This is a genomic window from Micromonospora sp. NRRL B-16802, from assembly GCF_001279555.1.
Lineage (GTDB): Bacteria > Actinomycetota > Actinomycetes > Mycobacteriales > Micromonosporaceae > Micromonospora > Micromonospora profundi.
Window position 1 is genome coordinate 161,293 of the sequence record NZ_LGEB01000075.1, and the last position, 16,031, is coordinate 177,323.

Annotated in this window: 11 protein-coding genes; 5 read left to right on the top strand and 6 right to left on the bottom strand. The window is 71.8% G+C overall.

The window, feature by feature from the left end; translation table 11 throughout:
• Window positions 1-236: 236 nt before the first annotated feature.
• The 3 genes from ADK66_RS21435 to ADK66_RS21445 are packed head-to-tail and all read right to left on the bottom strand — an operon-like array spanning window position 237 to window position 5,080.
• Window positions 237-2,711 (bottom strand): DUF3488 and transglutaminase-like domain-containing protein, encoded by a 2,475-nt coding sequence (locus ADK66_RS21435; protein ID WP_053658068.1) that lies wholly within the window; start codon window positions 2,709-2,711, stop codon window positions 237-239.
• A 16-nt stretch (window positions 2,712-2,727) separates the two neighbouring features.
• Window positions 2,728-4,026 carry a DUF58 domain-containing protein gene (locus tag ADK66_RS21440; RefSeq protein ID WP_053658071.1) on the bottom strand — a complete coding sequence of 433 codons (1,299 nt, stop codon included), beginning with the start codon at window positions 4,024-4,026 and terminating at the stop codon, window positions 2,728-2,730.
• A 1-nt stretch (window position 4,027) separates the two neighbouring features.
• Window positions 4,028-5,080: a MoxR family ATPase gene (locus ADK66_RS21445; protein WP_053658073.1), complete on the bottom strand. Its 1,053-nt coding sequence runs from the start codon at window positions 5,078-5,080 to the stop codon at window positions 4,028-4,030.
• Window positions 5,081-5,511: 431 nt separating this feature from the next.
• On the opposite strand from ADK66_RS21445, the gene leuS reads away from it, so the two are divergent.
• Window positions 5,512-8,352: a leucine--tRNA ligase gene (gene leuS / locus ADK66_RS21450; RefSeq protein ID WP_053658075.1), complete on the top strand. Its 2,841-nt coding sequence runs from the start codon at window positions 5,512-5,514 to the stop codon at window positions 8,350-8,352.
• A 112-nt stretch (window positions 8,353-8,464) separates the two neighbouring features.
• Here the strand turns inward: leuS and ADK66_RS21455 are convergent, their stop codons facing one another.
• The 3 genes from ADK66_RS21455 to ADK66_RS21465 are packed head-to-tail and all read right to left on the bottom strand — an operon-like array spanning window position 8,465 to window position 11,104.
• On the bottom strand, window positions 8,465-9,151 hold the full coding sequence (locus ADK66_RS21455; protein ID WP_157552746.1) for a TVP38/TMEM64 family protein: 687 nt from the start codon (window positions 9,149-9,151) through the stop codon (window positions 8,465-8,467).
• Window positions 9,148-9,867, bottom strand: coding sequence for a type 1 glutamine amidotransferase (locus ADK66_RS21460; protein WP_053658079.1), 720 nt, complete (start codon window positions 9,865-9,867; stop codon window positions 9,148-9,150). The genes ADK66_RS21455 and ADK66_RS21460 overlap by 4 nt, the downstream gene beginning before the upstream one ends.
• Entirely contained in the window at window positions 9,857-11,104 is a 1,248-nt protein-coding gene (locus ADK66_RS21465) for a MurT ligase domain-containing protein (protein ID WP_053658081.1), read from the bottom strand. Before ADK66_RS21465 ends, ADK66_RS21460 begins: the two co-directional genes overlap by 11 nt.
• 355 nt (window positions 11,105-11,459) lie before the next feature.
• Between ADK66_RS21465 and mraZ the strand changes: the two genes are divergently transcribed.
• The 4 genes from mraZ to ADK66_RS21485 all read left to right on the top strand — a co-directional run bounded on the left by mraZ (window position 11,460) and on the right by ADK66_RS21485 (window position 16,008).
• A complete protein-coding gene (gene mraZ, locus ADK66_RS21470) occupies window positions 11,460-11,891 on the top strand; it encodes a division/cell wall cluster transcriptional repressor MraZ (protein ID WP_053658083.1) in 432 nt (143 codons plus the stop codon).
• 203 nt (window positions 11,892-12,094) lie between these two features.
• Entirely contained in the window at window positions 12,095-13,135 is a 1,041-nt protein-coding gene (rsmH, locus tag ADK66_RS21475; RefSeq protein ID WP_053658338.1) for a 16S rRNA (cytosine(1402)-N(4))-methyltransferase RsmH, read from the top strand.
• 59 nt (window positions 13,136-13,194) lie between these two features.
• Window positions 13,195-13,797: a hypothetical protein gene (locus ADK66_RS21480; protein ID WP_053658085.1), complete on the top strand. Its 603-nt coding sequence runs from the start codon at window positions 13,195-13,197 to the stop codon at window positions 13,795-13,797.
• Window positions 13,798-13,800: 3 nt separating this feature from the next.
• Window positions 13,801-16,008, top strand: a complete 2,208-nt coding sequence (locus ADK66_RS21485) for a penicillin-binding protein 2 (protein WP_053658087.1) — start codon at window positions 13,801-13,803, stop codon at window positions 16,006-16,008.
• Window positions 16,009-16,031: the final 23 nt, after the last annotated feature.

Genomic DNA, 16,031 nt, shown 5'->3' on the forward strand with positions numbered 1-16,031 from the left:
GGTCGCCGGAAACAGCTCCGGCGACCGCCGTCGTATCGGCGTGTCCTCCGCCGGGCCTGTCGTTGTGGCTGACGACCATGCGCTGATGCGATCAGCGGACGCGCGCCCCCTGCACGACCGAGCACCAACCGAACGTAGGCCGCACGGCCGCTTGAGTTCAACGGGCCGCGCGGCCGGCCGAACTCCAACGGGCCGCGCGGCCGCTCGACTTCAGCGGGCCGCGCGGCCGGTCGGGCTCAGCGGGCCGCGCGGTCTGCCAGAATCCGACGCGGGCTCCAGCGCAGGAGCCGATAGCGGGCCCGCCCGGTCAGCGCCACCAGACGCCCCGAAGTGTCCGCCATGCCGACCCGCCAGCGCAGCAGCACCGACGGCGGCAGTACGGCGGCCAGCAGACGGGTCCGCCGGTCCGCCCGGGTGGCAAGCGCACCGCGCACCGCGCGCAGCGCCGGCAGCAACGGCTCACCGGTCAGCGGGTCCCGCGCGTACCGGGCCCGCTCCTCCGCCCGGCCGAGCAGCCGTGCCGCCCCGACCGCCGCCGAGTCGTCGGTGAGAGTGTCCCGGATCAGCCGGTCCGCTGTTGCCCGAGGTGTCTCGGTGCGGTCGACAAGGACCTTGAAGTCGACCATCGTGTCGAGCAGTTCCGCCCAGGCGGCGTGCGCGTCCGCGCGGGCACGGTTGGCATCCGGGCCGACCACCACCACAGGTGCCCCGTCGGCCGGCTGGACCTCGCCGCTGGTGGTGGCGGTCACCGCTGCGCCGGCCCGGGCACCCCGCCGCCGGCGCAACGCCATCCGGCGCAGAGCCGGCACCGCCAGCAGCGCCATCAGGGCCAGCAGACCGGCAGCCCACCACGGCCACACCGGTGCCTGCTCGGCCGGCTCCTCACCGGCGAGGGAGAGCCCGGAGTCGGTGTCCCGGTCGGCGTTGTCCGGCCCGGCCGGGCCGGCGGACGGGTCAGCGTCGGTCGGGGTGTCAGTGGCACCGCTCTGCGGCGCGGACGGCTCCGGCGCGTCCGTGTCCGGAGCCCAGGCCGAACGGGTCGAGCCCGGTACGCCGTACGCCGGAGTGGCGTCGAACGGCACCCAGCCGATCCCGCCGAAGTAGACCTCGGTCCAGGCGTGCAGGTTGAGGTTGGTCAGCGTGTACGTTTCGCCGTCGCGCTTGCTGCCGTTGGTGAACCCGAACGCCACCCGTGCCGGGATTCCCGCCGAGCGGACCAGCCAGGCCATGGCCGCCGCGTACTGCTGGCAGTAACCGACCTTGTTGGTCAGGAAGTCGACGATGTCCTGGCCGCTGCTGCCGCTCTCGGTGCTGAGCCGGTAGCTGAACCCGTTGTCCGACGAGAAGTGCTGGTAGATCGACAGCACCCGGTCGTAGTCGGTGCGCTTGCCCTGGATCAGCCCCTTGACCAGCTCCTCCACCTCGGGCACCGGCCCGGGGGTGGCGGTGAGCTGGCGGCGTACCGGGTGGTCGGCCGCCAACGGCTGGGCCGCCCGCAGCGCGGCAGGCGTGTACGTCGAACGGATGTAGTCGAAGGAGTACTTGCGGCCCCGGGAGTTTTCCCGGTTGGAGAAGACGACCTGCTGGTTGGGGTCGTAGAGCCAGTTGCTGTTGAGGTCCTCGGTGCGTACCGGCTCGGCGTACACCGGCATGAGCGACATGTTGAGGCTCTTGGTGACCTCGACGGTCGCCCGGTAGCTGGTCTGCTGCACCCCTCGGCCGGCCCGCTCGGTCGGATCCGGCAGGTCCCGGTTGGCCGGCCGGCCACTCGGATTACGAGCCTGGAAACCAGTGGGGCGCAGCTCGTCGGCTACCGCGTAGCGCAGGTAGAACGGGTTGGGCTCGGAGGTGGTCACCTTGACCAGGTCTGCCACCTCGGACTGGTTGAGCTGGCCGGCGAGCGAGGCGAACAGGTCGATCCGACCCGTCGACCCTCCCGATCCCGCGCGGCCGTTGCCCGAGCCGTTGCCCGAGCCACCGAGGCTGTCGAGCAGCCCGCCGGTCATGCCGGGCACCGCAAGTGGCAGCGCCACCGCCACCACCACCCCGACCACGGCGAGCCGGCGGCCGGCAGAGGCCAGCGGCGACGCCTCCCACACGTCGACGTCGCGGCCGTCGCCGGTGAACCGGCGGCCGAACCGCCGGACCCGGTCGACGTTGTCGCTGACCAGCAGCCACAGGTATCCGGCGGCGCCGATCACGAACGGCAGCGCGGGGACGCTGTCCACGTAGACGGCGACCGGCACCGAGTAGATGGCGAGCATCGGCAGCCCTGCCAGCGCCGGCCGGCGCATACCCACGGCCAGCACGTCCACCAGCACGGCCACCCCGCCGACACCGAGCACTGTGATGAACAGCAGCGGGTCCGTGTCCGGAACTTCGACGCCGTACGAGCGCATGTCCTGCATGGAGCCGCCGAGCAGGTCGGCGAAGTGCCCGAACGTGGTCGGCGTGGGCAGGACGGCGAACAGTTCGCCACCGCTGGGGAACAGCCAGGTCAGCGCGAGCGTCAGCGCGGCCAGCATGCCGAGCACCTGACCCCAGAGAGGTGCCCGGACCAGCCGGGTCAGGGCGGCGACCCCGGCCACCACGGCGACCGCGATGGCCGACTGGATCAGCCACGTCCAGCTCTGGAAGATGGCCGACAGCGGCGCGGCGGCGAGCAGCGTGGCAGCGGCCGCCACCGCACCGATGTTCCGACTGGCGATCATGAGGGGGACCTTCCGTTCATCGCACGCCGCCGGCGACCGTCTCGGCCAGCGCGGCGCGCAGAGCGAAGCCCTGGGAACCCCGGCCCGCCTGCGGCCAGAGCGCCGGCAGCCGGCCACCGTGGTCGACGCCGACCACCCGCCAACCGCTCTGCACCATGGCGAGCACGGCGGCGCCGTGCGCGTGCTCCGCCTCGGCGCGGGCCTTCTCCGGCAGGCTGAGCCACCCGGAGCTGTTCAACAGGAACCCGACGCACGTCGCGCCGTTGCCGCGCAGCCCGGCCAGCAACTCGGCCTCGGCCACGCTCACCGCGCCGAACAGCCCGATGATCAGACCGCCGTCGGCACGCTGACGTACCCGCTGCACGAGGCCCGCCAGCTCGGCCCGCTGGTCCAGCCGGACCTCCGCGAGATGGTCGAGCAGCACACCGTCGCCGCCGCCCTCCGAGGCGTCCACGTCCACCCCCGAGCCGGTGACCAGGCGCAGCTTGTAGCCGGACTGGCGCAGGTGCACGGCGATGCTCGCGGCCGCGGAGACCGCCCACTCGAAACTCGCCGTCGGCCCGTCACCCCGGTGGCCGTACGCGCGGGTGTCCAGGACGACAGTGGCCCGGCTCTCCCACGGCTGCTCCTCGCGGCGCACCATCAGCTCACCGGTGCGCGCTGTCGACTTCCAGTGCACCCGGCGCAGGTCGTCGCCGCGCCGGTACTCCCGGGTCGCCGCGTCGTCCTCGCCGTGCACCGCCACCGACCGGGCCCGGCTGTCGCCGCTGCCCGCGTACTCCCCGGGGAGCCGGACCGACGGCAGGGGAGTGACCTGCGGGATGACCGTCAGGTGGTCGGTGCTGGGGAAGGCCCGGGTCAGCTCGCACAGACCGAACGGGTCGGTCATCCGGACCACAAGCGGGCCCACGTCGTAGCGGCCACGCACGTCGGCGCGCACCGTGTACGCGACGGAGCTGGCCTGGTGGGCGCCGAGCCGCTCCAGCACGACCCGTGGCCGGCTGCCCAGCGCGTAGGGCAGCCGGTCCTCCAGCAGCAGCGTGCCGGTGGGCAGACGGGACAGGTTCTGCAGGCGCAGCACCACCCGCGAGTTCGCCCCGACCGGAACCCGGTGCGGGTCCAGCGACCGGTTGCAGGCCAACTTGTAGCGGCTGCGCCCCACGTAGGCGGCGGCAAGCAGCGGAAGGATGGCCAGCAGTACGGCCACCCGGAGCAGGTCCTTCTCGCCCAGGATGAAGGCCGAGATGGCCGCCGCCGCCGCGGCGGCCAGGAACGAGCGCCCGCGGGTGGTCAGACCGCGCAGCCCGGCACGCACGTCACGGCCTCCGCGGCTCGTAGGGGGCGCGACCGTTGCCGGTGGCGGGCCGGGTGTCGTACGGGTTGCGCTGCCGGTCGTGCGGCAGCGGCAGCCGGTGCACCAGCTCCGAGACGATCGCGTCGGTGGTACGCCGGGCGAGCTGCGCGTCGGCCGTCGGGATGATGCGGTGGGCCAGCACCGGCACCGCCAGGGCCTGCAGGTCGTCGGGGAGGACGTAGTCGCGGCCCTCCAGGGCGGCGACCGCCCGGGCGGTACGCAGCAGCTGCAGGGTCGCCCGGGGGGACGCGCCGAGGCGCAGGTCGGGGGCCTCGCGGGTGGCGGTCACCAGGTCGATCGCGTACTGCTTGACCGCGTCCGCGACGTGCACCTGCCGGACGGTGGAGATGAGCTGCCGGACGATGTTGGCGTCGGAGACCGGGCGCAATTCGTGCAGCGGGTCGGTGGCACCGTGCCCGTCGAGCATGGCCAGCTCGGCGCTGACGTCCGGGTAGCCCATCGCGATCCGGGCGGTGAACCGGTCCCGCTGCGCCTCGGGCAGCGGGTACGTCCCCTCCATCTCGATCGGGTTCTGGGTGGCGATGACCATGAACGGGGTCTGCAGCTGGTAGGTCACGCCGTCGACGGTGACCTGGCGTTCCTCCATGCACTCGAGCAACGCCGACTGGGTCTTCGGCGACGCCCGGTTGATCTCGTCGCCAACGACGAGGTTGGCGAAGACGGCACCCGGACGGAACTCGAAGTCGTGCGTCTCCTGGTTGTAGACGCTGACGCCGGTGACATCGCTGGGCAGAAGGTCGGGGGTGAACTGGATGCGCCGCACCGTGCAGTCGATGGACCGAGCGAGGGCCTTGGCCAGCTTGGTCTTCCCGACGCCGGGAACGTCTTCGATGAGGAGGTGTCCTTCGGCGAGGAGGACGGCAAGGGCAAGCCGCACGGTGGCGGTCTTGCCCTCGATGACCTGCTCGATGTTGGCCACAATGGCCTCGCTGGCGGCGCGGAACTCGTCGTGCGGCAGTAGGCCGCCCACCTCGTCCCAGGTCTGTTGTGTCACGGGCCTCCTCCTCGTCGCCGTCACGGCAGCTCTGTTGAGAGCACCTGGACCCGCCGTTGGGTTCGCGACGCCGAGCCTCGTTTGCCGCAGGAATCTCACTGGCCTCTCAGGCTAACCATGTTTGTCGTTATCGCCGACCCCCGCAGGTAGTCGGTCGGTTACGTACGGATATTCGCCGAGTCGGGGGATCGGATCCGGCCGGTGCGGGGTCCGGTCTGTCCGCCTCGGGACAGGGGTACACTGCCGGACATGGCCGGAGTCTTCCTGCTTCTTACCGGGCCGTGCTGATGCGCTGATCGCGCGACAGCACGGCGGCCCCTCCTGCGCGAGGGGCTTTTTCGTGCCCGCCGCCGGCTCGCCGCCGGTGGCGCCGAGAGGACCGGCCCGGCCCGGCGGTGCCGAGACGAAGCGAAGTGAAGCGAGGAGAGACGATGAGTGAGGCAGCCGCACCGGCGGACGACATCCCCCCGTTCCGGTACACAGCGGCCCTGGCCGACGAGATCGAAGTCCGTTGGCAGGACACCTGGGCGCGCGAGGGCACCTTCCACGCGCCAAACCCGAGCGGCCCACTGGCCGACCCGGGTCACCCGCGAGCCGGCGCGGAGAAGCTGTACGTGCTGGACATGTTCCCGTACCCGTCGGGTGCCGGCCTGCACGTGGGCCACCCGCTGGGCTACATCGGCACCGACTGCTACGCCCGCTACCAGCGGATGGCCGGGCGCAACGTGCTGCACGCGATGGGCTTCGACGCGTTCGGCCTGCCCGCCGAGCAGTACGCGGTGCAGACCGGAACCCACCCGCGGACCACTACCGAGCAGAACATCGAGCGGTACAAGGTGCAGCTGCGTCGGCTGGGTCTGGCGCACGACGAGCGGCGTTCGGTGGCGACGATCGACACCGACTTCTACCGCTGGACGCAGTGGATCTTCCTGCAGATCTTCAACTCCTGGTACGACCGCGACGCCGCGAAGGCCCGGCCCATCGCCGAGCTGATCGCCGAGTTCGAAGGCGGCAACCGGCCCACCCCGGATGGCCGCCCCTGGGCGGAGCTGAGCGTCGCCGAGCGCCGCCAGGTCGTCGACGACCACCGGCTGGCGTACGTCTCGGAGGCGCCGGTGAACTGGTGCCCCGGGCTGGGCACCGTGCTGGCCAACGAGGAGGTCACCGCCGACGGCCGCTCCGACCGGGGCAACTTCCCGGTCTTCAAGCGCAGCCTGAAGCAGTGGAAGATGCGGATCACCGCGTACGGTGACCGGCTGCTGGACGACCTGGACAGCCTGGACTGGCCCGAGCCGATCAAGCTGATGCAGCGCAACTGGATCGGTCGCTCCACGGGCGCGCACATCGACTTCCCGACCGCGCAGGCGCCGGTGCGGGTGTTCACCACCCGACCGGACACCATCTTCGGTGCCACCTACATGGTGCTGGCGCCCGAGCACGAGCTGGTCGACGCGCTGGTGCCGGCCGTCTGGCCGCAGGGCACCAGGGACGCCTGGACCGGCGGGCACGCCAACCCCCGGGCCGCCGTCGAGGCGTACCGCAAGGACGCCGCCGCCAAGACCGACGTCGAGCGGCAGTCCGACTCCAAGGAGAAGACGGGCGTCTTCATCGGCGCGTACGCCACCAACCCGGTCACCGGCGGGCAGATCCCGATCTTCATCGCCGACTACGTGCTGGCGGGCTACGGCACCGGCGCGATCATGGCGGTGCCCGCGCAGGACGAGCGGGACTGGGCGTTCGCCGAGGTCTTCGAGCTGCCCATCGTCCGTACCGTGCAGCCGTCGGAGGGCTTCGACGGCAAGGCGTACACAGGTGACGGCCCGGCCATCAACAGCGCCGCGCCCGAGCGCGGCCTGGACCTGAACGGCCTGGGGGTCGCCGACGCCAAGGCGGCGACCATCGCCTGGCTGGAGGCCAACGGCCACGGTACGGGCGCGGTGACCTACCGGCTGCGGGACTGGCTGTTCTCCCGGCAGCGCTACTGGGGTGAGCCGTTCCCGATCGTCTACGACGAGACCGGCGCCGCGATCGCCCTGCCGGAGGAGATGCTGCCCGTCGAGCTGCCGGAGGTGGAGGACTTCTCCCCGAAGACGTTCGACCCGGACGACGCGGCCTCCAACCCGGAGACCCCGCTGTCGCGTCGCCGCGACTGGGTCGAGGTGGAGCTGGACCTGGGCGACGGCCCGAAGCGCTACACCCGCGAGACCAACGTGATGCCGCAGTGGGCCGGCTCCTGCTGGTACGAGCTGCGCTACCTGGACCCGACCAACTCCGAGCGTTTCGTCGACGTGGAGAACGAGCGGTACTGGATGGGCCCGCGCGGCGAGGGCGACTGCGGGGGCACCGACCTGTACGTCGGCGGCGCCGAGCACGCCGTGCTGCACCTGCTGTACGCGCGGTTCTGGCACAAGGTGCTGTTCGACCTGGGGCACGTGTCGTCGTTCGAGCCGTTCCGCAAGCTGTTCAACCAGGGCATGATCCAGGCGTACGCGTACACCGACTCGCGCGGCAGTTACGTGCAGGCCGAGGACGTCGTCGAGCGCGACGGCGCGTACTACCTGGACGACCTGGTGGTCAATCGCGAGTACGGCAAGATGGGCAAGTCCCTGAAGAACGTGGTGACCCCCGACGACATGTGCGCCGCGTACGGCGCCGACACCTTCCGGGTGTACGAGATGTCGATGGGCCCGCTGGAGGTGTCCCGCCCCTGGGAGACCCGGGCAGTGGTCGGCTCGTACCGGTTCCTGCAGCGCGTCTGGCGGGCGATCGTCGACGAGCAGACCGGCGCGGTGCGGGTCACCGACGACCCGGCCGACGAGGCGACCCGCCGGCTGCTGCACAAGGTGATCGACGGGGTCCGTGGCGACATGGACGGCATCCGGTTCAACACGGCTATCGCGAAGCTGATCCAGCTGACCAACGGGCTGACCGGGCTGTCGGCGACGCCCCGTGAGGTGGCCGAGCCGCTGGTGCTGATGCTGGCGCCGTTCGCCCCGCACGTGGCCGAGGAACTGTGGCGCAAGCTGGGCCACGACACCTCGCTGACGTACGCGGACTTCCCGACCGCCGACCCGGCACTGCTGGTGGCCGACACCGTCACGTATCCGGTGCAGGTCAACGGCAAGGTCCGGGGCCGCATCGAGGTCCCGGCCGACTCGCCCGAGGAGGCCGTACGCGCGGCAGCGCTGGAAGCGGTGGCGTCCTCCCTGGCCGGCAAGGAACCCCGCAAGGTCATCGTGGTCCCGGGCCGAATGGTCTCCGTGGTCGCCTGACGCCGGCGTCACCTCCGCCGAGGCGGGACGTCGAGACGAGCGTGATGACTCACAGGTATATATATACCTGTGAGTCATCACGCTCACTGGTGTGTGCGGTGCCGTACGGCGGTCAGCCGGTCGGACCTGGGGCACCCCGTCGTTGGGCGCGCCACCACTGGTGGACAAGCACGAGGCTGGCGATCAGGCCGAGGCTCGCCGGGGCGGCGGCGTACCAGTTGATCTGGCCTGGGGTGCTGACGGCCGCGCCGATCGCTGCGTACCCGAAGGCGGTGGGCGCGGACGCGATCACGCTGCCGGTCAGGAACGGCGCCAGCCGGGCGGCGGTGGTGCCGTAGCCGTAGCTGACCAGCCCGAAGCCGGCGATCGGCAGCAGCCGGACGGTGACCACCCCGAACACACTCTGCCGCGCGAACCACCTGTCGAGGCGGGCCAGTCTGCCGCGGACCCGCTCGGCGACGAACTCCCGACCGAGCAGCCGGCCGACAGTGAACCCGATGGCCGCCGCCACCAGAGCGGCGCCCAGGGCGTAGGCGGCACCTTCGAGAGGGCCGAAGATCGCGCCGGCGGCCAGCGTGACGAAGGTCCGGGGGACCAGCGCGACCAGCAGCAGCGCCCCGCCGACGATCGCCGCCACGGGGGCTAGGTCACCGAGCTGGTCGGCAAGCCGGGGAAGCTCCGCCAGATCGGGTCGGGGCACCAGGAGCAGCAGCAGTCCGCAGGTGGCGATCAGCAGTACGAGCAGGGCGAACCGGGCGGCCGACGGCTGCCGGAGCAGCCGTCGGACAGCACGGATCATGCCCGGGCGGCGGCCACTGCGGTGCGACGCTCCGCGCGGAGCCGGTCCGACCAGGTGTCGTCCAGCGGCGGGAGCTGGTGCGCCCCGGTGGCCCAGCGCAGCAGCAGGTCGGCCAGGGCCGGGTTGCGGGCCAGCGCGGGGCCGTGCGAGTACGTGCCGAGCAGCTTGCCGCGCCAGGCGCCCTCGGTGGTGCCGTCGTTGCCGACGCCGGCGCTGACCCGGGCCAGTGGGGAGACCTCCGGGCCGAGGTGGGTGCGGCCACCGTGGTTCTCGAAACCGGTCAACGCGGGCAGGCCCAGGCGAGGGTCGATCTCACCGGCCAGCTCGCCGACGGCCCGGCTGGGGCCACGGTCGGACTGCAGGTCCAGCAACTCCAGGCCACGGCACTGCACGCCCTTCGCGAAGAACGACGTGCCGAGCAACTGGTAGCCGGCGCAGACGCCGAACACCACGGCGCCCTGGGCGACCGCCCGGTGCAGGCCGCCGTCGGCGATCAGCCGCTGCGCACCCAGCGCCTGCGGGCCGTCCTCACCGCCGCCGACCAGATAGATGTCGGCGGTCGCGGGCAACTGCTGGTCGGAACGGACCTCCAGCACCTCGACCGGCATGCCGCGCTGGCGGGCCCGCCGGGCCAGGATCAGCGCGTTGCCCCGATCGCCGTAGGTGGAGAGCAGGTCGGGGTAGATCCAGACGATGCGCAGGCTCTCAGTTGACACGGTCCAACTCCGCTCGGATGTCCTGGAACGCGGTGTAGTTCGCGATGACCTCCAGTCGCCCGGGCGGGACCGACCGGATCGCGTCGCTGAAGGTGCGCACATGCTGGAACGGCACGTCGTTGACGTCCAACCGGACCGCCAGGTCGTACGCCCGGTCGCCGGTGATCAACACCTGCCGCCCGCGCAGCGGGGCGAAGTCGACGTCGAAGAGCCAGGAGGTGTCCAGCCCGTCGGGGTCGCGCGCGTTGATGGAGAGCAGTGTCGGCGCCTCGTCGGCCATGTCGAACGCCTCCAGCCAACTGGCCGGGTTCTTGGCCAGCAGCAGCCGGATGTTGCGCCCGTCCTTCTCTACCTGGGCGTAACGGCCGGCCACCGACGTGACGATGCCGAGGCGGGACACCGCGTCGACGGGGCGTACGCCGAATTCGGCTGCCACGGCCAGCGCGGTCGCCGCGTTGCCGAGGTTGACCTTGCCGGGTAGCTGGAGGGAGACCTTGTGCCAGGCGCCGGTGGGGTCGAGCACGCCCTCGTCCTCGACGACCCACTGCGGCTCCGGTCGGCGCAGCGCGCAGCCGGTGCACCACCACTGGTCACCGGAGCGCTGGATCGTGGAACCGCACTCGGGGCAGACCCAGGAGTCGTCGTGCCAGCGTTGGCCGGCGCTGAACCAGGTCACGTGCGGCGGGTTGATGCCGCTGGCCGGGTCGGCGGGCGGGGTGGCTGCCCACACCACCATCGGGTCGTCGGCGTTGGCCACCACCCGTACGTTCGTGTGCCGGACCAGCGCCGCACGCCAGAGCTGCGCCATCATGGCGACCTCCTTGGCGCGGTCGAGCTGGTCGCGGGAGAGGTTCAGCAGCGCGACCACGTGCGGCTCTGTCGACTCCAGCACCTGGGCGAGGTAGTGCTCGTCGACCTCCAGCACCGCGTACGGGGTGCTGCCGGCCTTCGCCAACGCCGAGGTGTGCCCGGTGGGCATGTTCGCGCCGAAGGAGTTGGTGGCGACACGCCCGAGCACGCCGACGGCGGCGGCTGTCAGCCGGGTGGTGGTTGTCTTGCCGTTGGTGCCGGAGACGAGCGCGATGGCGCGTCCGGCCGACAGGTGCGCCAGTAGATCCGGGTCGATCTTCAGCCCGATCCACCCGCCGATCACCGAACCGTCGCCACGTCCGGCCGCCCGGGAGAGCGCTGCGGCGGTCCGTGACACGGAGCTGGCCACCTTCGCCCGTAGGGGCATTTTCGCGTCCGTCACGCGAGCGAGGTTACCGGACCGGTGACCCCGCCAGATCGCCGCCGACGCCGAACCGTTCGGCCGTGGTGGGTGTGTGGGCGGCCGGGTCGACCTCCACCGGACGGAGTCGATCTATGTCGGAAAGCGGACCGCGCCCGGTGGGCCCTCCAGCCCTCCACTCCGCTCCACCCCGCGTGACGTGCTGTTTTACCCGGGGATCGGCCACGCCACGCGGGCGATTCTGGTTGCAGGTGGAGGGAAGTGGAGTAGAGTGGGGCCCGATGGTGAGGCCGGGAGGGCTCACCGGCCCGGGGGGTCAGCGGCGCCGCGAACGCCGCTTCAGGGCGAGGGGGTTGGGCCGATGTTCCTCGGCACCCATACTCCGCGCCTGGACGACAAAGGCCGGTTGATCCTTCCGGCGAAGTTCCGGGATGAGCTGGCGGGGGGTGTCGTGGTCACCAAAGGGCAGGATCGCTGTCTCTATGTCTTTCCGACACCTGAGTTCCAGCGCATCGCGGAGCAGTTGCGCGCGCAGCCGATGACACACAAGGCGGCCCGGGCCTACAGCCGGGTCTTCTTCGCCAGCGCGCACGACGAGGTGCCGGACAAGCAGGGCAGGGTAACCATCCCCGCCCACCTGCGGGAGTACGCCGCGCTCGACCGGGACCTTGTGGTGATCGGCGCGAGCACGCGGGTGGAGATCTGGGACAAGGGCGCCTGGGAGACCTACCTCGCCGAGAGCGAAGACGACTTCGCCGACATCGAGGAGGGGGTGCTGCCCGGCGGACTGTAGGGCGGAACGGCGCCCGACGTACTGCGAGATCTCCAGCCGCTTTCGAGTTCCTGGCATCCCTTCCCCGGTGCCAGGCGCACGATCCAGTCATCGGGTGGTCCGGTGGCCGGCGGGAGCGGATGGGGATCTGGCGGTACGACGGCAGCGCCGTCGCCACGACAGACGCAGGAGAAGAACGGACGTTTCAACCAGTGGGGGTCAACATGGGGGAGCTACGCGGCACGCACGTGCCGGTGCTGCTTGAGCGGTGCCTCGAGCTGCTGGCCCCCGCGCTGGGTCGAGGCGGCCGGACGATCCACGTCGACGCGACGCTCGGCCTAGCCGGGCATGCGGAGGCGGTGCTGGAGGCGCACCCGGAGACGGTCCTGATCGGGCTCGACCGGGACACCGAGGCGCTCGCTCACGCGCGGGTCCGGCTGGCGCGTTTCGCCGACCGGGTGCACCTGGAGCACGCCGTCTACGACGAGTTGCCGGACGTGCTGGCCCGGCTGGGTTATCCGGGCATCGACGGGATCCTGTTCGACCTGGGTGTCTCGTCGTTGCAGTTGGACGCGCCCGACCGCGGGTTCGCCTACGCGCAGGACGCCCCGCTTGACATGCGGATGGACCAGACGCGGGGGGTGACCGCCGAGGAGGTGGTCAACACCTACGGCCATCCGGATCTGGCCCGTGTGCTGCGGGTCTACGGCGAAGAGAAGTTCGCCGGCCGGATCGCTTCGGCGATCATCCGGGAGCGGGAACGTGCCCGGATCACCTCGTCGGCGCGGCTGGCGGAGCTGGTTCGGGATTCCATTCCGGCACCAGCGCGACGAACGGGTGGACACCCGGCAAAGAGAACGTTTCAGGCTTTGCGGATCGAGGTAAACAGAGAGCTGGCAGCGCTGGAGACAGCGCTGCCGTCCGCGCTCGACGCTCTGACCGTGGGCGGTCGCATGGTGGTCCTGTCCTACCACTCGCTGGAGGACCGGCTCACCAAGGCGGCGCTCGCGGAACGGGTCCGTAGCAAGGGCCCGATCGACCTCCCGGTCGAGCTTCCCGGGTCAGGTCCGACGTTCCGGCTGCTCAGCCGGGGCGCGGAGCTTCCCGGGGAGGCGGAGGTCGCTGCGAACCCGCGTGCCGCCTCGGTGCGGCTACGGGCAGCGGAACGACTCGATCCGAACGCGACAGAGCAGGGGCGGACCGACCGCGAACGGTCCCGCCGACGGGTGAAGGGGATGCACCAACCGGGGACGGGGTCTGCGTGATCCGTGGGGGGTCCGCAGACGTCGACCCACAGAGGGACGGACGTTGAGGGGGAGGGGACATGAGCATTGACAAGCGCGACCGCCGGGGCGTAACCGGCGGCGGGCAGCGCGCACCGCGGTCGGGGGGCCGGACCGCGGCGGAGCGAGCCACGCGCGTGGAGAACGGTACGCCACGCATCGATCGAGTCAACCGGCAGGGGGAGGCTCGCGCCCGGGGGGCGCGCGAGTTCCCCACCCAGGGCAGCGCCGCGCTGCGACCGGCCGAGAAGGCCACCGCCGCGCCCACCGCCCGCCCGCCCCGGCTGCGGGTGGCACCGCCGCCGCCGGTGTCGGTGCCGCGTGCGCCGTTCGCGGCGCTGATCGTGGTGCTGGTCGTCGGCGGGGTGCTGGGCATCCTGGCGGTCAACACCAAGATCAATGAGAACGCGTTCCGGCTGGAGAAGCTGCAGCAGCAGCAGGCCCGGCTGGACCTGGAGAAGCAGCAGTTGGACAAGCAGATCGCCGAGGCGAAGGCACCCGGCAACCTGGCCGCCGAGGCGCGGCGGCTGGGCCTGGTGGACGTCGAGCCGGCGTACATCCGGTTGCCGGACGGAAAGTCCATCGGCGTGCCGAAGCCGGCGACCGGTGAGCCGTCGGTGACCAGTCAGGGTGCGGGAGGCTGACCGGTGCCGCCAAGGTCGGACGAGCCGCGCCGGGATCCCAAGGGAGCCCGGCGCGGCTCTTCGCGTGACGCCAACCCCGCCGACGGGGAGCCTCGGGCCGACGAGCCGGGCATCGGAGGCATCTCCGGCGCGCGGGCGTACACCCCGAGGGGTCGGACGGTCCGCGAGGAGCGCGGCACGCCAGCGCGCAGCGGGGGCGCCGAGCAGCGACGTACCCCGCGGAGCACCAGGTCCGGCGACCCGTTCCGCCCCGCGTTGCAGGTGCTCGACGGCGGTCGCGCCGCCGCCCGGTCCGGCCGGCGCGACGCCCCGGCCGCCGGACGTGGCGGCGTGGTGCGCACCGTCGCGCCGCGTACCCCGCGACGCCCGGCCGGCGACGAGCCGCCGCCGCGTCGCCGGACCACGCCGAGGACGCCCGGCCGCACCGACCGCCCGGCGGCCCGGCGGCCGTCACGCAAGCCGCCGCGCCCGCCGAAGCTCGCCGACCCGCGCCTGCGGCTGCGGCTGGGCACAGTGCTCACCCTGGCGCTGTTCGTCACCATCGGGATCCGGCTGATCTTCCTACAGGCGGTCGACGCCCCGGCGTACGCCGGGGCGGGCGTCGCCGACCGGACCCGCACCGTGGAACTGCCAGCGCCGCGCGGGGCGATCTACGACCGCACCGGCGAGCCGCTCGCCCACAGCGTCGAGGCGCGGTACGTCTTCGCCGACCCGGTCGAGATCAAGGACGGGCCCGCCACGGCGAAGGCGCTCTCCCCGCTGCTCGGCATCCCGGCCTCCAAGCTCACCACGCTCATGAAGCCCCGCAAGCTGGAGAACGGCAACCCGTCCCGGTTCGAGTACCTGGCGCGCGGTGTGGAGATCCCGACAGCCAAGCAGGTGCTGGCGCTGGAACTGCCCGGCATCGGGGTGCACCGCGACGAGCGCCGCGAGGTCCCCGGCGGTGACCTGGCGGCCAACCTCATCGGTTTCACAAGCCAGGACATGGTCGGGTTGGAAGGGCTGGAGGCCCGCTACGACGAGCAGCTCGCCGGTCAGGACGGCAAACGGGTGTACGAGGCAGGCCGCAGCGACCTGGCCGCGCCGATCCCCGGCGGCTACAGCAAGACCACTCCGGCCAATCCGGGCAGCTCGTTGTGCCTGACCATCGACCGGGACCTCCAGTTCAAGACGCAACAGATCCTCAGTGCGGGGATGGCCCAGCAGCGTGGTGGCACCGCCGCGGCGGTGATCATCGACGTGCCCACCGGTGAGGTGCTGGCCCAGGCGAGTCATCCCACGTACGACGCGAAGAAGCCCGCGGACAGCGACCCGGTCGCCCGGGAGGACGCCGCGACGAGTTTCGTGGTGGATCCCGGCTCGGTGCACAAGGCGATCACCTTCGGTGCGGCGCTCCAGGAGGGGGTGATCACCCCGGACACGACGCTGCCCATCGCCAACAGCATCAAGAAGGGCGACACCTGGTTCTCCGACACCCACCGGGCCAACGGCCGGAAGATGAGCATTCCGGGGATGCTCGCCTACTCGTCGAACGTCGGCACCATCACCATCGCCGACCGGCTCGGGCCGGACCGGCTGATCGACTACCAGAAGCGGTTCGGGCTGGGTCAGCCCACCCGAGAGGGTCTTCCCGGCGAGGCCAGCGGGCGGCTGCTGCCCGCCGACGAGTGGAGCGAATCGTCGCGCGGGTCGGTGCCGATCGGGCACAGCGTCGACGCGACGCCACTGCAGATGGCCGCCGCGTACGCCGCCATCGCCAACGACGGCACGTACGTGCAGCCGCACCTGGTGAAGGAGACCATCGACCCGGACGGCAAGCGCACCCCCGGACCCACCCCGGTGACCCGTTCGGTGCTCAGCCCGCAGAACGCGGCGGCCCTGCGCACCATGCTGGAGGCGGTCACCACCGTCGACGGCGCCACCGGTGTCACAGCCGCCGTCCCCGGCTACCGGGTGGCCGGCAAGACCGGCACCGGCTGGCGGCTCGTGGACGGCAAGAAGCAGCCCGGCGAGGTGTCCTCCTTCATCGGCATGGCGCCCGCCGAGAAGCCGCGGTACGTGATCGCCGTCTTCGTGTACGCGCCCTCCGGTGGGGGCGCGGCGATCGCCGGACCGGCCTTCCGGGACATGATGCAGTTCACGCTGCGTCACAACCGGATTCCGCCTTCGGCAAGTGGTTCGGCACCCAAGTTCGTGGTCTATCCGCGCTGAGCAGCAATGGCGGGACATCATCG